This window comes from Jiangella mangrovi (genome assembly GCF_014204975.1).
GTDB classification, from domain to species: Bacteria; Actinomycetota; Actinomycetes; order Jiangellales; family Jiangellaceae; genus Jiangella; species Jiangella mangrovi.
This window is the reverse complement of the sequence record NZ_JACHMM010000001.1, coordinates 228,454-251,338: the sequence shown is the minus strand read 5'-3', so window position 1 is coordinate 251,338 and position 22,885 is coordinate 228,454. Positions and strand designations below refer to the sequence as shown.

Annotated in this window: 11 protein-coding genes; 9 read left to right on the top strand and 2 right to left on the bottom strand. The window is 73.4% G+C overall.

Translation table 11 applies throughout. The annotated features are described in order from the left end of the window. Positions 1 to 7: 7 nt before the first annotated feature. The 7 genes from HD601_RS01095 (at position 8) to HD601_RS01065 (ending at position 17,551) form a co-directional block, all read left to right on the top strand. Positions 8 to 3,274, top strand: a complete 3,267-nt coding sequence (locus HD601_RS01095) for a family 78 glycoside hydrolase catalytic domain (protein ID WP_184818524.1) — start codon at positions 8 to 10, stop codon at positions 3,272 to 3,274. Between the two features lie 75 nt (positions 3,275 to 3,349). Continuing rightward, the gene (locus tag HD601_RS01090) at positions 3,350 to 5,530 is read left to right on the top strand and encodes an NEW3 domain-containing protein (RefSeq protein ID WP_184818522.1); all 2,181 of its coding nucleotides are present in this window, start codon (positions 3,350 to 3,352) and stop codon (positions 5,528 to 5,530) included. After that, positions 5,530 to 11,574: a golvesin C-terminal-like domain-containing protein gene (locus tag HD601_RS01085; protein WP_184818520.1), complete on the top strand. Its 6,045-nt coding sequence runs from the start codon at positions 5,530 to 5,532 to the stop codon at positions 11,572 to 11,574. Before HD601_RS01090 ends, HD601_RS01085 begins: the two co-directional genes overlap by 1 nt. A gap of 16 nt (positions 11,575 to 11,590) precedes the next feature. Beyond that, entirely contained in the window at positions 11,591 to 14,359 is a 2,769-nt protein-coding gene (locus HD601_RS01080; protein WP_184818518.1) for an early set domain-containing protein, read from the top strand. Then, on the top strand, positions 14,356 to 15,315 hold the full coding sequence (locus HD601_RS01075) for a glycoside hydrolase family 88 protein (RefSeq protein ID WP_184818516.1): 960 nt from the start codon (positions 14,356 to 14,358) through the stop codon (positions 15,313 to 15,315). The genes HD601_RS01080 and HD601_RS01075 overlap by 4 nt, the downstream gene beginning before the upstream one ends. Next, positions 15,312 to 16,490: a mandelate racemase/muconate lactonizing enzyme family protein gene (locus HD601_RS01070; protein ID WP_184818514.1), complete on the top strand. Its 1,179-nt coding sequence runs from the start codon at positions 15,312 to 15,314 to the stop codon at positions 16,488 to 16,490. The genes HD601_RS01075 and HD601_RS01070 overlap by 4 nt, the downstream gene beginning before the upstream one ends. After that, positions 16,487 to 17,551, top strand: a complete 1,065-nt coding sequence (locus HD601_RS01065) for a GDSL-type esterase/lipase family protein (RefSeq protein WP_184818512.1) — start codon at positions 16,487 to 16,489, stop codon at positions 17,549 to 17,551. Before HD601_RS01070 ends, HD601_RS01065 begins: the two co-directional genes overlap by 4 nt. A gap of 48 nt (positions 17,552 to 17,599) precedes the next feature. On the opposite strand, the gene HD601_RS01060 is transcribed toward HD601_RS01065, so the two are convergent. Both HD601_RS01060 and HD601_RS01055 read right to left on the bottom strand, forming a co-directional pair. Further along, complete coding sequence (locus tag HD601_RS01060) at positions 17,600 to 19,201, bottom strand: type IV secretory system conjugative DNA transfer family protein (RefSeq protein WP_184818510.1); 1,602 nt, start codon at positions 19,199 to 19,201, stop codon at positions 17,600 to 17,602. A gap of 8 nt (positions 19,202 to 19,209) precedes the next feature. Then, positions 19,210 to 20,304: a M48 family metalloprotease gene (locus HD601_RS01055; RefSeq protein ID WP_184818508.1), complete on the bottom strand. Its 1,095-nt coding sequence runs from the start codon at positions 20,302 to 20,304 to the stop codon at positions 19,210 to 19,212. A gap of 258 nt (positions 20,305 to 20,562) precedes the next feature. On the opposite strand from HD601_RS01055, the gene HD601_RS01050 reads away from it, so the two are divergent. Next, positions 20,563 to 21,999, top strand: coding sequence for an amidase (locus tag HD601_RS01050; protein ID WP_184818506.1), 1,437 nt, complete (start codon positions 20,563 to 20,565; stop codon positions 21,997 to 21,999). After that, positions 21,969 to 22,841 (top strand): LLM class flavin-dependent oxidoreductase, encoded by an 873-nt coding sequence (locus HD601_RS01045; RefSeq protein WP_221440444.1) that lies wholly within the window; start codon positions 21,969 to 21,971, stop codon positions 22,839 to 22,841. The genes HD601_RS01050 and HD601_RS01045 overlap by 31 nt, the downstream gene beginning before the upstream one ends. Positions 22,842 to 22,885 lie beyond the last annotated feature (44 nt).

The window sequence follows — 22,885 nt, the reverse complement described above, 5'->3', positions numbered from 1 at the left end:
AGGCATCATGCTTCGACACCGATCATTCGTCGTACCGGTGCTGGCGGCGCTGTTCCTGGCGTCGATCCCGCAACTGCCGCAGCCGCCGGCAGCTGCGACCCCGGACATCGCCGTGGCCGACCTGACGGTGGAGTATGCGCACGAGCCGCTGGGAATCGATGAGCCGCATCCCCTCCTGAGCTGGGTGCTGGAGTCCTCGGAGCGAGCACAGGTGCAGGGCGCCTATCGGCTCCAGGTGGCGTCCACGGCGGATCGGCTGACCCGAGACCGGCCGGACGTCTGGGACTCCGGCTGGGTGTCGTCGTCGCAGTCGGTCAACGTCGCGTACGCAGGTCCGGATCTGGGGTCCGGCGGACGATATTTCTGGCGGGTCCAGGTGGCCGACGGCGACGGTGATCGGTCGGGGTGGAGCGACACGTCCTGGTGGGAGATGGGGCTGCTCGACGAGTCCGACTGGGAGGCCGAGTGGATCGGTATGCCCGAGGGGCCCGACAATCCGGCCGGGGCCTCCTGGATCTGGAACCCCGAGGGCGATCCGGCGAGCTCGGTGCCCGCCGGCACGCGCTACTTCCGCCGGACGGTGGAGTTGCCGGCGCAATCCGTGGAGCGGGCCGTGATGGTCCTCGCCGCGGATGACACGTTCGTGTTGTACGTCAACGGCACGGAAGCCGCCCGCTCGCACTCGAGGGTCTTCGGCGGTCGCATGGCCATCGAGGTCGACCTGGCCGACCTGCTGACCCCTGGGTCCAACACCCTGGCGGTGTTGGCCCGCAACCGGTACGTCGGCCCGGCGGGCCTGGTCGCCAAACTCGTCGTCGAGCTGACCGGCGGTCAGCGCGTCGAGGTCCTGACGGACTCGTCCTGGCCAGTGTCGCAGCAGAACGAGCCGGGCTGGAACCGGCCGGGTTTCGACGACTCCGGCTGGTCCGAGGCGCTCGAGGTCGCGGCCTACGGGGAGGGGCCATGGCCGAACCAGGTTCGGCTTCGGCCGACCCATCCGCCGGCACCGCTGCTTCGCCAGGAGTTCACCGTCACCAAGCCGGTCAGCCGTGCACGGCTCTACGTGAGCGGGCTCGGATACGGCAACTACTTCCTCAACGGTGAGCGGATCGGTGACCGTCACCTGGATCCGGCGTTCACCGACTACAACAGGCGGGTGCTGTACTCGACCCACGACGTGACCGACCAGCTCAGGCCGGGTGCCAACGCGATCGGCGCCGAGCTGGGCCGAGGTCACCTCGGGTTCGTCGTCCCGGCCGGGGGCGCGGATTTCGTCGACGACACCAAGCTGCTGCTGCAGCTGGAGGTCGAATACACCGACGGCACCACCCAGACGGTGGCCTCGGACGGAAGCTGGCGGGTGACCGAGGGGCCGACCGTCTACGACAACATCGCCACCGGCGAGACCTACGACGCCCGGCGCGAGCAGCCGGGTTGGGCGACGCCCGCCTACGAGGCGGCGAACTGGTCGAGCGCCGCGGTCCTCTCGCCGCCGGCGCCGCTGGTTCGGGCGCAGTCGATCCCCCCTGTGACGGCGACCGACGTCGAGCCGGTGCGCATCACGGAGCCGAATCCCGGTGTCCACGTGTTCGACATGGGCCGGACGACGGCCGGCTGGGCCAGGCTGTCGGTCTCCGGTGCGGCCGGCACCGAGGTCAGAATGCTGTACGGCGAGGAGCTGAACGACGACGGGACGGTGAGCAATCTCGGGCACTACGACCCCGACCGCAGCGACGCGGCCGGGCAGCTCGACATCTACATCCTCGACGGCCAGGGCACGGAGGTCTGGGAGCCCTCGTTCAGCTACACCGGTTTCCGGTACGTCCAGGTGGAGGGCCTGCTTGAGCCGCCGACCACCGACACCATCACGGGCCGCGAGGTCCACAACGCCGTCGACTCGGTCGGCGACTTCGAGTCGTCCAACGAGTTCTACGGCCGGATCCACCACGCGATGCGTGCCACCATCCTCAACAACCTGCACGGCATGCCGACTGACAGCCCGACCTTCGAGCGGCGCGGCTGGTCCGGTGACGCGCACGTGGCGCTGCCGACGATGCTCTACAACTTCGACATGGCCGCCTTCTTCAAGAAGTGGCTGGACGATTTCGAGGACAACCAGGTCGACACCGCACAGAACCGGAGTGACGACCGCGCGCGAGGGCTCGGGAGGGTGACCGTCGTCGCCCCATGGCCGAACGACTCCCGCTCCACCAGCATCTCCGCTGCTTGGACCGGAGTGCTTCCGGCCCTGGTCTGGTCGCTGTACACCGACTACGGCGACCGCACCGTGCTGACCGATCACTACGAGTTCCTCACCAGGTACATGGACTTCATGGAGTCCCTGCTCGACGACGGGATCATGAGCGTCGAGCAGTACGGGGACCACGCGTCACCGTTCGGATCCAACCCCGAGGAGGACAGGCGCCTGGTCGGCACCGCCTACTTCTACAAGTCGCTGCGCGAGATGGCACGCATCGCCACCGTTCTCGGCAACACCGCCGACGCCGAGCACTACACCACCGTGGCCGACCACGTGCGGGACCGTTTCAACGCCGTCTATTTCGACGAGGACGACGGCTACTACGACACCTTCGAGGGGTTCGAGTACAAGCAGACGTCGAATGCCGTGCCGATCGCCTTCGGCCTGGTCCCCGAGGCACATCAGGCGTCGGTGGTCCAGAGCCTGGTCGACGACATCGAGGCCCGCGGCTGGCATCTCAACACCGGAATCCTGGGCACCAGCGTCCTGCTGCCGGTGCTGTCCGAGCACGGCCACCATGACATCGCGCACCGTCTCGCCGGCCAGACCACGGAGCCCAGCTGGGGCCACTGGATCGAGAACGGAGCGACGACGATTCCGTCACGCTGGCCCATCAGGCCCGGCTCCAACAACCACTACATGCTGGGAACCGTCGACGAGTGGTTCTACAGCCACGTCGCCGGCATCTCCCCGGACCCGTCCGGGCCGGGTTACGAGAGGTTCGTCGTCCGCCCCTACCCCGGGGGCGTCGACGAGGCCAAGACGACGTACGAGTCGATCCGCGGCGAGATCGAAACCGAGTGGGAACACGCCGACGGCACCTTCGCGCTCGAGGTCACCATTCCTGTCAACGCGACGGCGACCGTCCACGTCCCCACCTCGGATGCCGGCAGCGTCACCGAAGGCAGGCGTCCAGCCGACCGTGCCGACGGCGTCCGGTTCGTCGAGGAGCGAGACGGATGCGCCGTCTACGAGGTCGGCTCGGGCAAGTACCGCTTCCGCTCGGACCTCTAGGGGCTGGGGCCGGACGCCGTACCCCGTCCGGCTGCCAGCGACCCGCCCGACCCCCCACGCGTCAGGAGGACACCGTTGTCCGCACCACTTCGCCGGCTCGCCGGCCTCGTTCTCGCCGCTGTCCTGCCGGTGGCGGCCGTTGCGGGACCTGCTCCGTCGGCCGTCGCCGCGACGCCCGCCGCCGACGCCGTCGCGCCGATCGACTGGGACCGGTTCGACGCCGGACTGCCCGGCGACGCGCAGGCCGAGCGCACCCGCGCGATCCTGCTCAACTCCAGCGAGTACACCCTGCGGACCTGGTTCCCGGCCCGCTACGGGGCCCAGACCGGTGAGTACCTGGACCTGGGCGGCGTCGGCGAGGGGCACATCCGCCCGCCCGGCAGCGCCGCCCTGGGCCTGGCCACCGTCCTCGCGACCGGCGCCTACGACGCCGCGGCCACCGGCGTGCCCGAAGAGCAGGCCCGCGAGGTGGCGGTCCGGCTCATCACGTCCATCGCCTACCGGCACGAGGCGAACTCCGCCGGCGGCTGGGGCACCGAGTGGCAGAGCGCGCTCTGGGCGTTCAACGCCGCGTTCGGCGGCTGGCTGCTCTGGGACGACCTCTCCGGCGCGGACCGCGAGCGGCTGGCCCGCATGGTGCGCGCCGAGGCCGACGTGTTCCTCGACTACACCGTGCCCTACTACCAGCGCCCCGACGGCACCGTCGTCACGCCCGGGGACAGCAAGGCCGAGGAGAACGCCTGGAACGCGGCGTTCCTCAACCTGGCCGTCGCGATGATGCCGGCGAACCCGAACGTCGCGGTCTGGCAGGACAAGGCGCTGGAGCTGATGATCTCGGCCTACTCGCGGCCGGGGGACCAGCTCGAGGACACCGAGGTCAACGGGAAGCCGCTGAGCGACTGGCTGAACGGCTCGAACATCTTCGCCGACGGCACGCTGGTCAACCACAGCCGCATCCACCCCGACTACTTCACCAGCATCGCCAACAGCGTCGGCGCGCCGCTCGCGTACGCGCTGGCCGGCCGCGACACCCCGCGGGCGGCGCTGCACAACGCCGGCGTCGTCTACGAGGCGCTGGCCGACCACGTGTTCGCCGCGCCGCCGAATGCTGCTCCCGGCGGCACCATCTACGTGCGCGACGCCGCCGGCGCGGCCACCGCGGACGTCTACTACCCGCAGGGCAACGACTGGGGCACGTCGCGGCAGATGCACTTCCTGCTGCTGGACACGCTCGCGGACTCCTACGGGTTCGACGCGGGCAGCGACGTGCCGGCCGCCGACTGGGCCGCCGCGCACGCTCAGCGGGTGCTGGACATGCAGGCCCGGTTCGACGACGGCCGGACCTACGGCGCGGCGTCGGAGGACACCTACTCCGGCCGCGAGCAGTGGGTGGCGCTGCTGGCCGCCCGCACTTACCTGACGCACTGGCTGGACCACAACACCGACGTCGCGTTCACGAACCAGGCCTTCCCGGTGCGCCCGGGCGACCGGCCCGGCGCGACGCTCACGCTCGCCGCGGCGGCGTCCTACCCGCGCGGCGTCGCGACGCCGCTGTCCGTCACCGTGCGCAGCACCTCGGCGGCGCCGCTGAACCGGCTGGCGATCGATCTCGAGCTGCCCGACGGCTGGACGGCCACCCCGGCGTCCGGTTCGGCGGCCGGCGGCGTGCTCGCCCCCGGCGCGACCGCGACCGTGACGTGGCAGGTCACCGCGCCGGCCGACGACACCACCCCCGGCGCCGCCACGCTGGGCGTCACCGCCCGGTACCGCCACTACGGCACCGAGCGCGAGCTCGGCCAGACCAAGGCGGTCGCCGTCCCGCCGGGCGTCAACGTCGCCCTGGGCCGGCCCGTGACGGTCTCGTCGCAGCTGCGGGCGAACACCGGCGGCGCGCTGGCCGTCGACGGCGGGTTCGCCGACGCCAGCCGCTGGCTCTCGGCCGAGAGCGACGCCGCGCCCTGGCTGGTCGTCGACCTCGGCCGGCCTGTCGACATCGCCGAGGTCGACGTCTACTCCGGCTACGTCAACACCAACCACGACCCGACCACGACGCTGAAGGACTTCACCGTCGAGGTCCGCACGCCCGCCGGCTGGCAGCAGCTCGCCGCGTTCACCGGCAACGTCGACCACCGCGTGGTGGCCGACGGCGCCGGCGTCACCGGTGACCAGGTCCGGCTCTCCATCACCGACCCGTCCGGCAGCACCATCGACGTCACGCGGGTCTTCGAGGTCGAGGTCTACGAGGAGGGGTCCTGATGCGTGCTCCGCTCGCGCTGGCCTTGCCGGCGCTCCTGATCGCACCGCTGGCGCTCACCGCCGTGCCCGCCGCAACGGCCACGCCCGCCGCACCGGCCGCCGCCGAGACGATCTTCGCCGACGACTTCAGCGGCGGCCTGGGCGGCTGGCAGGCCGTCACCGGCGCGACGTCGGAGTGGACCGCCGCCGACGGCGTCGTCGGCATCGACACCCGGCAGCAGTCGTCGGGGCGGTACCTGGCGCCGTCGGCCGCCGTCGAGCTGCCCGCGCAGTACGAGGTGACCACGCGGGTCCGGTTCGAGGCCGCCTCGGCCAGCCCGACCGTCAACCTGCTGACCGACTGGCGCGCGCCGCTGGCGGCCAACCAGCGCAACCTGGCCGCGCAGCTGACCGGCGCCGGGACCATCCAGGTAGCCCGCCCGCTCGGCAGCGGCACCGTCTGCTCCGGCCCGGTGCCGACCCGGCTGAACGAGTGGCACGACCTCACGATCCGCCGGGCCAACGGCGTCTCCGTGGTCGAGGTCGACGGCGAGCGGGTCGCCGCCGTCGCGTCCCCGCAGGCCGGCGGCACCGTCGGCCTCGGCGTCTACCACGCCAAGGCCTCGTTCGACGCGATCGAGGTACGCACGCTCGACGAGGTGCCGGCCGACCACCCGACCGAGGCCACCGGCTGCGACTGGAGCCCGCCAGGCGACCCCGACGACGACCAGCCGGTACTGGTGAACCAGAGCGGCTACAACGTCGACCAGGCCAAGCGGTTCACCGCGCCGCTGGCCGAGGACGGCGCCGCGTTCACCGTCGAGGACGCAGCGGGCGCCACGCTGTTCGAGGGGACCGTCGACGGCGGCGTCGGCGACTTCACCGGCTTCCGGCCGGCCGGGACCGGGCCGTATACCGTCACCGTCACCGGCGAGAACGGCACCGCGACCTCCGTGCCGTTCGGCATCGGCGCGGACTGGATCGAGCGGGTCTCCTACCGCAACGCGCTCGGCTTCATGACCGACGTGCGCTGCTACTACGGCGACTTCGCCGCGTTCGTGCACGGCGGCACCGACGGGCAGAACTGCTCGCTGGGCGTGGCCTGGCGCGACTCGCACCAGATGTCCTACGAGCTGCCCACGCTCATCGACCTGTACCTCGCCAACCCGTCGGCGTTCCGGCGCATCACTGACCCCGACGCGGTGTACGAGGGCCTGCCGACCCAGCTGCCCGCGGACACCCCCGAGATCGTCCGGCTCATCCACTGGGCGGTCGAGGTGTACCTCGACGCCGACGTCAACCACACGCTGCTGAAGGAGCAGCTCGCGGCGTTCCTGGCCGCCTACCCGTACTTCGAGGAGTGGATCCCGCGGTCGGTCTACGAGCGCGCCCGCGACCACCTGTTCCCGATCTGGGGCGACGACGCGAAGAACCGGTACGCCTGGCACGACTACACGCCGCACACCGCCGACCTGTTCCAGACCTACACCCAGATCGGCACCGGCAAGGGCGAGTTCCCGGTCGGCCACTCCGTGCTGCCGAACCTGCACATGTACGACGTGGCGTTGCGCGAGGGCCGGTCCGACGCGTCCGCCTACCTGACGGCGGCGCGGAACCAGGCGGCCTGGATCATCGCGAACGTCGACCCCGCCGACCCCGCGATCAGCAAGGGCCAGCGCCAGGGCGAGTACCACCTGATCACCGGCCTGGCCCGGTTCCTGGCGACGCACCCGGACCAGGCGCCGGCCGGCACCGCGGAGTTCGTCGCGGCGTGGGCGCGGGTGGCGGCGGATCGCTCGGACAACCTCTGGGACTTCCGCCGCTACTCCGACCAGCGCTGGACGATCCCGTCGTTCACCGGCGGCGGCGCCGAGGACCCGAACGAGACCGGCAACGTCGCCGGCTTCCCCGCCGCGGCGCTGGCCGCCGCGCAGGTGCTCGGCGACGACCCGCTGGCCGCGCGGCTGCGCGAGATCGCCACCGCCCACGTCGACAACGTCTTCGGCCGCAACCCCACCGGCCGGCACGCCGCGTTCCGCGGTGCCACCGAGGAGTGGGGCTTCGAGGGCGTCGAGCTGGGCTGGTACTCCGAGTACCAGGGCGGCGCGGGCCGGCTGCAGGGCGCGCGCGGCGTGCTCGACGGCAGCCCGAAGAACGCGCACTACCCGTACCACCCGGAGGTCGGCAACATCGGCCACTCCGAGGGCTGGGTCACCTTCAACACCGCCTGGAACGAGGCGCTGGCCTGGCGCGCGGCCGACGCGTCGTCGGTCGCCGTCGTCGACGCGTCCGGCTCGGCGGTCACGGAGATCCCCGCGGGCCGCACGGCCATCGTCCGGCTCACCGCGCCACTGAACCTCGACCCGGCCGCGCTCGACACCGGCGAGGTCCGGGCCGTCGTCGGCGACGGAGACCCGGTCACGCTGACGGTGCGGCAGGACGGCGCCAACGCCACGACGTCGAGCGCGACGCTGGACCCGGCGGCGCTCGGCGCGGCGCCCGGCGACGTCGTCACGGTGTCCTACGGCTACGGCGCCTTCGCCGAGCAGGCCTCGGTCGCGGTCGTGCCGGCGACCGCGACCGACGCCGTCGCCGGACTGCCGACCACCGACCTGCCGTCGCGGGTCGCCGTCGCCGGTGAGGACGTCGTCAGCCTGGACGGGGAGTGGGACTTCCGCACCGACCCGGACGGCGAGTGGGACACCATCACCGTCCCCGGCAACTGGGACGTACACGACCGATACGCGAACCACCGCGGCAAGGCCTGGTACCAGCGCTCGTTCGAGGCGTCCGCCCCGGCCGGCGGCGAACGGGTGCGGCTGGAGTTCGGTGCGGTGTACTGGGACTCGCGGGTGTGGCTCAACGGCCGGCTGCTCGGAGAGCACCACGCCGGCTACACGCCGTTCGGGTTCGACGTCACCGACCTGCTCGCCGACGGCGAGAACGTCGTCACCGTCGAGGCCGACAACCGCTTCGCCCAGGGCGCCTGGTGGCCGTGGGGCGGCATCTCGCGGTCGGTCTCGCTGGTCACCACCGGCGACGTGCGCATCGATCGGCAGACCGTCGTGGCCACCCCCGACCTCGACCTGGGCACCGGGACCGTCACCTCGGCGGTCGTGCTCTCCAACAGCGGCGACACCGACCGCACGGTCACCGTCACCGGCAGGCTCACCGACCCCGATCGCGAGGAGACCCTGCCGGCCGCCGGCGGCGCGCTGACGGCCACGGTCACGGTGCCGGCCGGCGGGACGGCGACCGCGGAGCTGACCGCGCGGCTGGCGGCCGGGTCGTACGAGTTGTGGTCCGTCGACCACCCGGCGCTCTACCGGTTCGAGACGACGCTGGACGGCGCGGCCGGCGGGCACGCCGTCAGCGAGCGGTTCGGCATCCGCAGCGTCGAGATCGACGGCACCTCGATCCTGCTCAACGGCGAGCCCGTCCGGCTGTCCGGCTACAACCGCGTGCAGGACGACCGCGTGTCCGGCAACACCGAGCCGACCGCGCTGGTCCGCCGCGACCTGGACCGGATGAAGGGCGCCGGGGCGAACATGATGCGGCTCAACTGCGTGCCGCAGGCGATCGAGCTGCTCGACTACGCCGACGAAATCGGCCTGCTGCTCATCAGCGAGGTGCCCGTGTGGGGCGGCAACCGCGACATCTCACCGGCCGGGTACGCCTCCATCCAGGCCGAGCTGACCGAGATGGTGCACCGCGACGCCAACCACCCGAGTGTGTTCGCGTACTCCGTCGGCAACGAGATCGCCGCGCACACCCCGGTGGGCCGCGAGTACGACCGGGTGATGGCGCAGTTCGTGCGCGAGCTGGACCCGACCCGCTTCGTCACCCAGGTCAGCAACTCCTACGTCCACGCGCAGCAGCCCGAGGACGACGGCTCGTACTACATGGACTTCGTCAGCATCAACTCCTACGGCGGGTTCACCCAGAACGCCGACCACGCTCACCGGCTGTGGCCGGACAAGCCGATCTTCTTCTCCGAGTACAGCCCGGACAGCTTCACCTTCCCGGTCACGCGCGAGCACCTGGACTTCCGCACCGGAGCCGGATCGCTGACCCCGGCCTTCGCCGACCGGCCCTGGCTGGTCGGGTGGTCGCAGTGGACGTACAACGACTACCGCAGCGACTACGGCGGCTCCTCGCCCAACCAGGTGCGCGGCTGGGGTGTCGCCGACGTGTGGGGCCGGCTGAAGCGGGCGTACACGCAGGTCCAGGCCGCGAACGCCCCGGTCGCCGGGCTCGCGGTGACCGACGGTTCCGGCGGGTCCGGCGGCGCCGGGCCGCGGATCGGCATGCTGTCGCTCACGCCTCGCGGCGACCTGGCGTCGGACGCCCCGGCCTTCACTCTGCGCGGCTACCGGCTGGCCTGGCAGGCCACCGACGCCGCGGGCGACGTGGTCGACGGCCGCCTGCTCGACCTGCCGGACGTCGCGCCGGGCGACCCGGTGCTCCGGCTGCCGGTGCGCTGGACCGACGACGGCACCGCGGTGACCCAGCGGGTGAGTCTGCTCTCGCCCACGGGACACGAGGTGGCGGTCGCGACGGCGGCCGTGCGGGCACCGGCGGCGCCGCACGTGGAGTCGGTCGTCGAGGCGGCCGGCTCGGTGCGGGTCCGCTACGCGACGGTGCCGGGCGCCGACTCGTACCGCGTGACGGCGCGGGTCGACGGCGAGGTCGTCGCCACCGTCGAGACCGTCGAGGCGTTCGCCGACCTCACGGGGCTGCCCGCCGGCGCGCCGGTCGAGGTGGTCGTGGCGGCGGTCAACGGCGCGGGCACGACGGCGGCCGCCGCGGTGACCGCCGAGCCGGCCGGCGCCGAGGCCGGGGCACTGCCTCCGCGGCTGGCCACGGTGGTCCCGGTCGAGTCCGGGCTCGTGCTCGGCTACTCCGACGGGCGTGCCGGAGGCCGTTACGAGGTCGAGGTCACCGACGCCGGCACCGGCGAGGAGGTGCGCCGGTACGAGACCGCTCTGCGGGGCTCGACCCGCGTCGAGCTCGACGGCGGGCGGGCGTACGAGGTGCGGCTGCGCCGCATCGAGGCCGACGGCACGGCCGGAATGTGGAGCGAGCCGCTGGCCGCCACCACGCTGACGGCGCGGTCGGTCCCCGAGCTCACGGCCCACGGCGTGCTGGCCGGCGCCACGACCGCCGGTGTCCGGGTGACGCCGCCCGCGGGCGTCGAGCGGTACCACGTCCGGGTCGCCGGGCCGGGCGCCGCGGGACGCGGCGAGTTCACGGTCGAGCGGGCCGCGGTCGGCCTGCTGCCGATCACCGGCCTCGAGTCCGGCCGGGCCTACACCGTCACCGTCCGGGCCGAGACCGCGACCGGGCTGTCCCGTCCGTGGACGGCGCAGTTCCGCACCGCCTCGGCCGCGGGTGCGCAACCGCCGGCGGCGCCGAGCGGGCTCGCCGTCGACGACGGGGTGCTCAGCTGGGACGCCGTCGACGGCGCGGGCGGCTACCTGGTCACCCGGGCGGCCTGCGGCGCCACGACGACGGCAGCGGTCACCACGGACACGTCGGTCGTGATCGGCCCGGCCGGGCGCAGTGGCGGCAGCTACACGGTGGCGTCGCTGGCCGACGGGCGCATCGGCACGCCGTCCGAGCCGGTCGTCGTCGACGAGCCGCAGAACTGCACCGTCACCGTCACCGTCGGCGACACCGAGCCGCGGCCCGACGGCACCGTCCCGTTCGCCGCGGCGGGCACGTGGTCGGCCAGCAGCCTGCCCGGGCCCGACGGCGCCGGCTCGCTGTACAGCAACACGCGCGGCGACACCGCGACCTGGACGGCGCTGCTGCCCGAGTCCGGCCGGTACGAGGTGCAGGCCTGGTTCCCGGCCGACGCCAACACCACGACCAACGCCCGGTTCGCCGTCACGCACCCGGGCGGGACCGCCGAGGTCACCGTCGACCAGAAGGCCCAGGGCGGCTCGTGGGTGCCGCTCGGCACCTGGGAGTTCGCCACCGGTACCGGCGCCACGGTCGTGCTCACGGCCGTATCCGGCGGCTACACCCGCGCGTCCGCCGTCCGCTTCGTCCCCGTCCCGTGAGCTCGAGGAGACTCCCATGACCAGACTCCGCAGGCTCGCCGTCCCGGTGACCGTGGCCGCCCTCGCGGCCGCCGGCCTCACCGTCGGGCCGGCCGCCGCCGACGACGAATGGCTGTTCGCCGACGACTTCTCCGCCGGCATGAGCGGCTGGCGGGCCGTAACCGGCGCGCTGGACGAGTGGACCGTGGGCGGCACCGAGTTCAGCTACACCACCGTCGACACGATCACGGAGGCCTCGGGCCGCTACATCACGCCGGACCCGGCCGTCGTGCTGCCGGAGCAGTACGAGATCCGGGTGCGGGCGCGCATCGACGCCTTCGGCGCCGCCGACGCCGTGCCGCTCAATGTGTTGACCGACTGGACGGACACCTCCGGACCCCGGTCGGGCAACGTGTCGCTGCAGGTGGCCGGCCTGTCCACCATCCGCATGGCCCGGCCGATCGGCGCCGCCGAATGCGTCGGATCCGCTCCCGCACTGGAGACCGGGGAGTGGTTCGACGTCACGATGCGGCGGGCGGGCGGCATCCTCGCGGTCGAGGTCGACGGCGAGAGGGTGGCGGCGGTCCGGGCCGGCGGCACCGGCGGCAGCATTGGCCTGGGCGTGTACCGGTCCCGCACGTCCATCGCCTCGATCGCCGTCTACCCGCTGACCGAGGTGCCCGACGACCACCCGGCCCAGCCCACCGGCTGCGACTGGACCGGCCCCGGGACACCGGGCGAGGCACAACCGGTCATCCTCAACCAGAGCGGCTTCAACACCGGCCTGCCGAAGCGGTTCACCGCGCCGAAGGCCGAGGACGGCGCCACGTTCACCGTCGTCGACTCGTCCGGGGCGGAACGGTTCGCCGGGACGGTGACAGGCGGGATCGGCGACTTCAGCGACTTCCGGCCGCCCGCCGGCGAGGGCGACTACCGCGTGCTCGTCTCGGGTGCCGCGGGGGAGGGCGAGTCGGTGCCGTTCGGCATCGGCCCGGCCTGGATCGAGCGGGTGTCCTACGAGAACGCCCTCGCCTTCATGACGGGATCGCGCTGCTACTTCGGCAACGCCGCAGCCTCCGACGTGGGCTGGCACACGCCCCGATGCCGGTGGAGCGTCATGTGGCGCGACGGCGACACCTACTCGTTCGAGGTGCCCACGCTCATCGACCTGTTCTCGGCCAACCCGAGCGCGTTCGAAGGGCTGCGCTTCGACGACGCCGTCTACGCCGGCATGGCCTACGAGCTGCCCGCCGACACCCCCGAGGTGGTGCGGCTGATCGCCTGGGGCGTCGACCGGATGCTGGCGCACGACGTCAACCACACGCTCTGGAAGGAGCAGCTGGCCGCGTTCCTGCGCGCCTACCCGGACCTGGCCGAGTGGATCCCCGCCCAGATGTACGAGGACGCCCGCGACTACCTGTTCCCGCTGTGGGGGCACGCGCCGCACGACCGGTTCACGTCCGCCTACGACTACACCCCGCACACCGCCGACCTCTTCCAGACCTACACGCAGGTCGGCACCGGCAAGGGCGAGCTCCCGCCCGGCCACTCGATCCGGGCGAACCTCGACATGTACGACGTGGCGCTGCGCGAGGGCCGGGACGACGCGCCGGCGTACCTCGACGCCGCCCGGCGCAACGCCGCCTGGATCGTCGAGAACCTCGACTGGACCGACCCCCGCACCACCAAGGGCCAGCGGATGTCCGAGCACGTGACCGTGACGGCGCTGGTCGACTTCCTGCGCCGGCACCCGTCCGAGGCGCCGGCCGGGACGGAGGCGAAGATCGCGGACTGGGCCGCGGTGGCCGTCGGGCGGTCGGACAACCTCTGGGACTTCCGCAAGTACTCCGACGACCGGTGGACCATCCCGTCGTTCGCCGGTGGCGGCGCCGGCGACCCCAACGAGACCGGCAACATCGCCGGCCTCGCCGCGCCGGCCCTGGCCGCGGCGAGCGTGGTGGACGACCCGGCGCTGGCGGGGCGGCTGCGCGAGATCGCCGTCGCCGCCGTCGACAACGTCTTCGGCCGCAACCCGACCGGCCGGCACGCGTCGTACCGTGCGGCGACGACGCAGTGGGGCTTCGAGGGCGCCGAGCTCGGCTGGTTCAGCGAGTACCAGGGCGGCGCCGGGCTGCTGCAGGGGGTGCCCGGCGTGCTGGACGGGTCGCCGAAGAACGCGCACTTCCCCTACGCCCCCGGCGTCGGCAACATCGGGCACAGCGAGGGCTGGGTGGCGTTCAACACCGCCTGGAACGAGTCGCTCGCCTGGCTGGCCGACGCCGAGACGTCGCTGCGGGTGGTGGACGGCGCGGTCGAGCTGACCGCACCGCTGGACCTCGACACGACGGCGCTGGACAGCGCGACGGTGCAGGTGCGGGTCGGCTCCGGCGCGCCGGTGGAGCTGCCGGTCCAGCAGGTCTCGGCGTCGTCGTCGGTGTTCCGCGGTTCCCTCGACACCGACGCGCTGGGCGCCTCGCCCGGCGACGTCGTGACGGTGACGTACGGGCTGGGCTCCTTCACCCGGACGGCGACGATGACCGTCGTGGCCGCCGACGCCTGCCCGGACGGCCACCCCGACGGGGTGACGGTGAGCTTCGGCGGCGTCGACTCGGGCGTGGCGAACCACGACGGCGGCGACGGCTGCACCTTCCTCGACGCGGTCGACGCGCGGGGGCCGTTCGCCGACCACGGCGCACTGGTCCGGGCGGTCCGCGACACCGCGGTGGCGTGGCGCGACGCGGGCCTGCTGAGCCGAGACGAGAGCCAGGCGCTGCTCACCGCGGCGGCCCGGTCGGAGGCCCTGTGAGCGACCTGATCGAGACCGCCCGGGCCGTCGCGGACCGGACCGCCGTCTGCCCGGTCACCATCTGGGGCTACGGCATCGGCGGGACGCTGTCCGGGCTGGTCCGGGCGTCGGCGGTGCTCGGCGAGCCGGCCCACGCCGACCGGGTGGCGGAGCTGGTCGAGCCGGCGCTGAGCGCGGCGCCGGACCCGGCCGACCACCTGATCCCGGTGGAGGCGCTGCTGGCACTGCGCGATGCCCGCCCGTCGGCCGCCGTCGACGCCGCCTGCTCGCGGTGGGTGTCCGCGGTGTTGGGCGCGCCCGAGGCCTGGCCGGGCGGCCCACGGGTGCACCGGCCCGACCTCGAGCCGTGGTCGACGACGCTCTGGGTCGACTGCATGCACACCGACGGGCCGGGGCTGGCGGCGCTGGGCCGGCCGGCCGAGGCGGTCGCGTACGCGCGGGCGTACGCGGCGGTGCTGCAGCGCGACGACGGCCTGTTCCACCATGGGTACGACGTCGCGGCCCGGCGCGGCAACGGCGTCGCCTGGGGCCGCGGGCAGGCGTGGGCGCTGTTCGGGCTGGTCGACACGCTGCACGCCGTTCCGGATGCCGAACTGGCGGCCCGGCTGGACCGGCTGGTCACGGCACTGGCGTCCCACGAGGACGGCGGCCGCTGGCACACCGTCGTCGACGACCCCGGCTCGCCGGTCGAGCACAGCGTCGCCGCGTACGTGGCCTGGGGGCTGCGGCGGGCGGTGCGTCACGGGCTGGCCGACGCCTCGTACACGGCCGTGGCCGACCGGGCCTTCGCCGCTACCGTGGGGGCGCTCGACGACGGCGCGCTGGTCGTGTCCGAGGCCACGCCGGTGGGCGACCACCAGAACTACGTGCGCCGGGCCACCGGGGTGTTCCCGTGGGGCCAGGCGCCGGTTCTGCACGCCGTGCTGGACCGCATCGAGGAGGAGCAGCACCGATGAAGGTCCAGACGGTCGAGACGTTCGTCCTGAACGCGGCGCCCGAGGAGGTCTACTGGGGCGCCCGCACCTGGAGCGCCGACCACGGCCGCCCGCTGGTCGAGTACCCGCCGGCGGCCCGGCGCCGCTACGTCTACAGCGACACCATCGACACCGTGCTGGTGAAGGTGACGACGTCCGACGGCGTCACCGGCTGGGGCGAGGCGAAGGCGCCGGTGGGCGGGCGGGCGACCGCCGCGATCATCGACGACCTGCTCGCGCCGCTGGTGCTGGGGAGCGGCCTGGTCGAGCTCACCGCCACCTGGGAGCGGATGTACGCCGGCATGCGGGTGCGCGGCCACGACTCCGGGTTCTGGCTCGAGGCGCTGGCCGGCGTCGACATCGCGCTCTGGGACGCCTGGGCGCGCACGGTCGAGCGACCGCTCTGGGCCCTGCTCGGCGGCCGGTTCCGCGACGCCGTCCCGGTGTACGCGTCGGGCGTGCCGGCTGGGTCGGCCGACGACGCCGGCCAGGAGGTCGTGCGGGCCGAGGCCGAGCGGCTGCGCTCGCGCGGGTTCCGCGCGGTGAAGGTCGCCATCGGGGTGTCGCCCGAGGACGACATCGCCTCCGTGAGCACCGTGCGGTCGGTGTTCGGGCCGTCGGCCTCGGTGTTCGCCGACGCCGCGGGCCAGTACGAGCTGCCGCAGGCGCTGCGCGTGGGGCGGGCCCTGCAGGAGCTGGGCGCCGGGTTCTTCGAGATGCCGCTGCCGCCGGAGGACATCCAGGGCTACGCCCGGCTGGCGGCGGCGCTGGACGTGCCGCTGGCCCTGGACAGCCTCGCGACCCGGCACCGGGCGCTGGCGTTCCTGCGGGCCGACGCCCTGCACGTCCTGCAGCCCGACGTCTGCCGGGCCGGCGGCGTCACCGAGACCATGCGCATCGCCGCCCTCGCCGACGCGTTCGGCGCCCAGGCGACGCCGCACGTCAGCATCGGCTCGCCCATCCACGTGGCGGCGAGCGTGCAGTGCGCGGCGGCGATGCCGAACTTCGCGATCATGGAGTACTGGATCGGCAGCAACCCGCTGGCCGTGGTCGCGGCCGATGCGCTCACGCCGTCGGAGTCCGCCATCGCCGTCCCGTCGGGCCCCGGGCTCGGCATCACGGTCGACGAGGACGCCGTCCGGCGGCTGGCCTCGTGACGGTCGGCGCCTGGACGACCGCGACGGCGTTGCTCGACGAGGTCCGGCTGGCCGATGTGACGGTGCGGATGGTCGTCCGGCCCAGCATCGGCGGCGACGGGGTGCGGCTGCGGCTGTCGAACGTGTTCGGGACGGCGCCGGTGACGTTCTCAGCGGTGACGGCCGGCTCGCGCGAGGTGACGTTCGGCGGCGGCGCCGGTGCGGTGACCGTGGCCGCCGGCGGGTTCGCGGTGAGCGACCCGGTGCCGTCGTTCGCGGTGACGGGCGGCACGGACGTGGTGGTCGGCCTGCGGGTCGTGGGCGTGGTGGAGACCGTGACGGGTCACCTGCGGTCCTCGCAGACGACGACCGTCACCACGGCCGGCGGCTCCTCCGACGAGGTGCTGCACTGGTTCTTCCTCGACCGGCTGACGCTGGACCGGCCCGAGGCCGACGGCGCCGTCGTGGTGGTCGGCGACTCGCTCACCGACAGCGACGGCGGCGTGCCGGACCGGAACCTGCGCTGGCCGGACCGCGTGGCGGCGGCGCTGCGGTCATCGGCCGGCGGGCTGCCGTTCGCGCTGCTCAACGCCGGCATGGCCGGCAACCGCGTCACGGTCGACGGCTTCGGCCCGTCGCTGCTGGTGCGGCTGGACCGCGACGCGCTGACCCAGCCGGGCGTGCACACCCTCATGCTGTTCGAGGGCATCAACGACCTCTCCCGCGGCGTGACGGCGGCCGGGCAGCTCATCGCGGCCTACGACGAGGTCATCGCCCGAGCCCGGGCCCGCGGCCTCGCCGTTCTGGCCGCCACCATGACCCCGTTCCACGGCGCCGAGGAGTGGACGCCGGAGCGCGAGGAGATCCGGCAGGCGGCCAACGCCCACCTGCGCACGGCCGCCGACCTGGACGCCGTCGCCGACTTCGACGCCGCCCTGCGCGACCCGGCCCGCCCGGACCGGCTGCGGCCCGAGTACGACTCCGGTGACCACCTGCACCTCACTGACGCCGGCCGCGCCCGCCTCGCCGAGGCCGCCCTCCCCGTACTGTGCGGCCTGACCCCCGCCCCAACATCGCGTTGATGGGGCGGGCAGCGCCGCTTCGCCTGGGTGAGGCGACCCGAGATGCGGTCAGGCGCGCAGGTTGATCAGCGTCGGGCCGGTGCGGGTGCCGTCGGAGCGGGAGAGGGCGACGACGCAATGGCCGGCGGGGATGCGGGTGACGATGTCGGACACCGTCCAGCGCGGCCGCTCGACCCGGCGCAGGTTGGTGCCCTTGGTGACGCCCCAGTTGCGCGTCTCGCCGTCGGAGCGGTTCCAGCCGCCGCGGCTGTCGCGGGAGCTGCCGCTGGTGCGGGCCAGACCGGACGCCTCGCCCTGGCTGTAGCTGATCTCGGCCACCCAGTGGTCGCCGAACCAGTCGGAGAACACCTTGGCGTCGACGGGGTCGATGCCGCCGAACACCGCCTTGCACCCGACCGAGCCGAACACCGTCGCGCGTACCTGGACGGGGAAGTCGCTGATGGTCTGGGCCAGCAGGATGAGCCCGGCGTTGTTGGAGCGCAGCTTCTGCACGCCCCGGGCGACGTAGTCGTCGACGAAGCGGCCGGCCTCGTCGATGGCGAGCGCCTTGAAGATGTTGCGGTTGGTGTCGGGCGCGGACGTGACCTGCACGAACTGCGACACGACCAGGCGGGCGAGGATGCGGGTGGCGTCGGGGAACTCGGCCTCGGGCAGCGACACCCGCACGCGCGTCGGCTTGTTGATGTCGTGCATGCGGAAGGTGTTGTCGCGGTCGAACAGCTCCATGAGCCGCGGCCGCGCCAGCAGCTGGAACCGCTCGACCAGCGACGCGGCGGGGTCGGCGTTGCGGGTGGCCTGGTCGCGGCGGCTGTCGAGCAGCGCCTTGGCCTCTTTGCCCTCGGCCCCGCGCAGGCTGGCCTTGACCTGGTCGGTCATGCCCTGCTCGGAGCGCAGCAGCGCCAGCATCTCGCGGATCTTGGGCCAGCGACCGAACGCCAGGTGGAACGGCGCCAGGCACGCGTAGAGCGCGTTGCGCGAGCCGTCCATGAAGTAGGCCATGTCGTCGGTGACGTACGGGGGCAGCATGGCGCTGGCGAGGCGGTCGGCCGCGGTGTCGGGGTGCTGGGTGCCGCCGTAGAGGTCGAACCCGGTGGTCGGTTCGAGCGGGTCGATGGTGACGTCGAACCAGCCCTCGTGCGCGAAGTCGTCGCCCTTGGGGTCGACCACGACGACGCTGGCCTGCCCGGCCAGCGCCGACAGCGACAGGTGCTCGACGATGGGCAGCGCGAAGCCGCGCGTCTTGCCCGACCCCGGCGGCCCGATGACCAGCAGGGACGTCCGCAGCACGTCGTGGTCGATGCCGAAGTCCTGGGTCATGACGGTGTCGGCGTGCGGGTCCTGGACGGTGCGGCCGAGCCGGACCTGGCCGGCCGCGAGGTTGTGCTTGGCGATGCGCGGCACCGGGAGGTCGTGCAGCGCGGACGGGTGCGAGAGGGCGGCCGGGCCGTAGCGCACGATCTCGTCAGCGAGCTGGGCGAGCGCATACGGGTCCTCGGCCCGGGTGTCGAGCGCCCAGCTGATGCGCGCGGCGTCGACGTCGGAGAGCCGGCCGTCCTGGACCAGCCGGTCCATGGCGACGGCGGCGTCGGGATGGGCGTCGCGCAGCACGTCCCAGGGGGTGTCGCCGCGGCGGCGTCGTCGGATCGGCATGGGGGCTCCTACGCGTTCTTCCGCAGATAGGCGTCGAGCTTCTTGATGCGTGCCGCCAGCGCCGGGTGGGTGCTGAACAGCCGTGCCCGCAGCACGAAGTTGCGGCGGTCGTCGTCCATGCCCTGGCGCAGCCAGTCCTCGAACACCTCGATGAGCGCGTGGCCGTAGCCGAGGTTGGCGGCGACGCGGTCGGCGCGGTACTCGCTGCGCCGGGCCAGCCACGGCAGGATCACCGGCGTCAGCAGCACCAGCGCCACCGTCGGCGGGGCCCACGTCTGGCCGGACTGCACCGCCGTCGCCATGAGCACCGACACGAAGAACACCACGAACAGGATGAGCGACCAGGTGATGACCTTGGCGATGAACGAGGCCAGCGCCGGCATGCGCGCCACCACGGCGAAGATGGTCGAGAACAGCACGACCACGATGCGCAGCACCAGCCGCAGCACGCGGGTGAGCAGCCTGGCCGGCACGGAGTACCAGTAGGTCAGCAGGTTGCTCCACGCGTGCCCGCCGAGGTGGTGGCCCAGCTCGTGCGCCAGCACCGCGGCCAGGTGGTGGTGCGGCATGGCCTCGAGCGTCTTGCGGGTGACGGTGACGATGTGCCCGGACGCGGCGTAGGCGTTGAGGGCGTCGCTGTCCTCGATGAACAACTGGTACTTGCCGCCGTCGCGGCCCGCGGCGCGGTTGACCTCGTGCCAGGCGTGCTCGATGCGATCGCGCTCGCTGGGCGTCGGCCGGCGGGCGCGCAGCATGAACCGGGCCACGCCGACCTCGACCGGCCGGTAGAAGATGAGCACGCCGCTGAGCAGCCACAGCACCATGACGAGGATCGGCACGACGGTGGTGTTGCCGACCAGCGCGCCGATGCCCAGCCCGCCCAGGCCCACCACCGTCAGGCTGAAGAGGAACCACGGCAGCCCCAGCACCAGCGAGGCCAGCGTGGAGAGGTCGGCCGTGCGCCGGTGCTTCAGCGGGCGCGGCGTGGTGGCCTGGGCCGACCAGCGCCCGCGCAGCCCGGTGGCCGGGGGTGGTTCGGGGTCGTCGAAGCCGCCCGGGGGCCCGGTGGGGCGCACGCCGGACGTACGGCCGTCGTCGCTCATCGCCGCCTCCGATGAACTCGTCCTGGGTGACTGCCGCGGCCCGGGGATGGCCGCGCACCTGTGAAAGTCACCATAACCGCTGGCTGTGACAGTGTCAGTCAAGATCGTGAGCGGTGGACGGCCGGGCGCCATAGGGTCGACCTGTGGGGGGCCGCGCACGCCGGCGGCGACTGGGGGCCGCAGGCTCCCACGAGCCGTCGGCCGATCGTGCGCGGGAGACCGCGGGCCGACCGTGCGCGGCCCCCACGTAAGGATCGAATGGTGTCTCAGATCCACGAGCTGACCGGGCTGGAGCTGGCCGCGGCCGTCCGCAAGGGCGAGGCGTCGCCGTCGGAGGTCGTCGAGCACACGCTCGAGCGGGCCGAACGCCTCGACCCGTCCATCGGCGCCTTCGTCACCCTGACCCCGGACCTCGCCCGCGAGCAGGCCGCCGAGGCGGAGTTGTTGCTCGGCCGGGCCCGCTCCGGCGACGAGCTGCCGCCGTTCCTGGGCGTGCCGTGCCCGGTCAAGGACCTCGCCATGGTGGCCGGCGTGCCGTTCCGCTCCGGCAGCGCGGCCCTCGGCGACTTCGTCGCGCCCGCCGACGACGGCGTCGTCACGCTGCTGCGCCAGGCCGGGACGCTCATGGTCGGCAAGACGAACACGCCGGAGTTCGGCCTGCCGCCGTACACCGAGCCCGACATCGCGCCGCCGGCCCGCACACCCTGGGACCTCTCGCGCTCGGCGGGCGGCTCCAGCGGCGGGTCCGCGGCGGCGGTCGCGGCCGGCATCGCGCCCGTCGCGCACGGCAGCGACGGCGGCGGCTCGATCCGCATCCCGGCCAGCGCCTGCGGACTGGTCGGGCTCAAGCCCACCCGCGGCCGCGTCAGCCCCGGCCCGTACCGTCCCGAGGGCGCCGGGCTGGCGACGAACGGCGTCCTCACCCGCGACGTCCGCGACACCGCGGCACTGCTCGACGTGCTGTCGCACCACTGGCCCGGTGACCTGCACGTGCTGGCGCCGCCGCGCACCACGTTCCTCGACGCGTGCGAGCGCGAGCCCGGCCCGCTGCGCATCGGCCTGCTGACCACCCCGGTCATCTCCGCCGGCGCCCCCGTCGACGACGCGTGCCTGGGTGCCGCGGTGCGGACGGCGCGGCTGCTCGAGGACCTCGGGCACCGGGTCGAGCCGGCCGCCGTCCCGTTCGAGGCGGAGCGCTGGGACTCCTTCGAGTCGATCTGGTCGGTGCTGGCGCTCAGCGCCCCGATCCCGCCGGAGCACGAGCCGCTGCTCCTCCCGTTGACGCGCTGGCTGCGCGAGAAGGGCCGGTCGGTCAGCGGCATCGAGTTCGCGTCGGCGCTCGGCCTGATCCAGACGACGACGCGCGAGGCGGCGGCGACGTGGGCGGCCTACGACGTCATCCTGAGCCCGACCCTGGCCCAGCTGCCCGCGCCGGTCGGCTCGCAGCGCGACGACGCCGACCCCGCCGGCGACTTCGCCCGGCAGATGGCGTTCACGCCGTGGACCAGCGTCTGGAACCTCACCGGCTGGCCGGCCATCAGCCTGCCGCTCGAGTGGGCCTACGGCGACCGCGGGATCCTGCCGGTGGGCGTCATGCTCGGCGGGATGCACGGCGCCGAAGAGACGCTGCTGTCGCTGGCCGCGCAGCTCGAGGCGGCCCGGCCGTGGCGCGACCGGAGGCCGTCGACGTGGTGAGTTTCGGCTACTTCCTGGTCCCGGACGCGTCCCAGCCGCTGCTGGACGTCGCTCGCTCCGTCGAGTCGCTCGGGCTCGAGTACGTCGGCATCCAGGACCACCCGTACCAGCGCCGGTTCGTCGACACCGTCGCGTTGTCCGGGGCGATCCTTGCCGCGACGTCGTCGTTGCGGGTCTTCCCCGACGTCGCCTGCCTGCCGCTGCGCCCGCCCGGAGTCCTGGCCAAGACGGCCGCGTCGCTCGACGTGCTGTCGGGCGGACGGTTCGAGCTGGGGCTGGGCGCCGGGGCGTTCTGGGACGCGATCGAGGGCTACGGCGGGCAGCGGCGGACGCCCGGCGAGGCCCTGGCGGCGCTCGGCGAGGCCGTCGAGGTGATCCGGATGCTCTGGAGCGGCGACCGGGGCCTGCGGTTCGAGGGCGCGCACTACCACCTGCGCGGCGTGCACTCGGGTCCGCTGCCGGCGCACGACATCGGCATCTGGATCGGGGCCTACCAGCCGCGGGCACTGGCTCTGACCGGCCGCGTGGCCGACGGCTGGGTCCCGTCGATGTCCGCTCAGGTGGCGGCTCGGCTGCCGGAACTGAACGACCGCGTCGACGACGGTGCCGTGTCGGCCGGCCGCGACCCCTCGGCGGTGAGGCGCGTCTTCAACGTCGGCGGCACGATCACGGACGGCTCGTCCGAGGGCTACCTCAACGGCCCGGTCCCGCAGTGGGTCGACGAGCTGAGCGCCCTGGTCACGGAGCACCGCGCCGACGTCCTGGTCTTCGGCGGCCCGCCGTCCCAGCTGCGCACCTTCGCCGAGGAAGTCGTCCCCGCCGTCCGCGCCGCCACGCCATGATCATCAAAGAAAAGGGTCGCCCTGGCAGCCCGTTTCTTTGATGA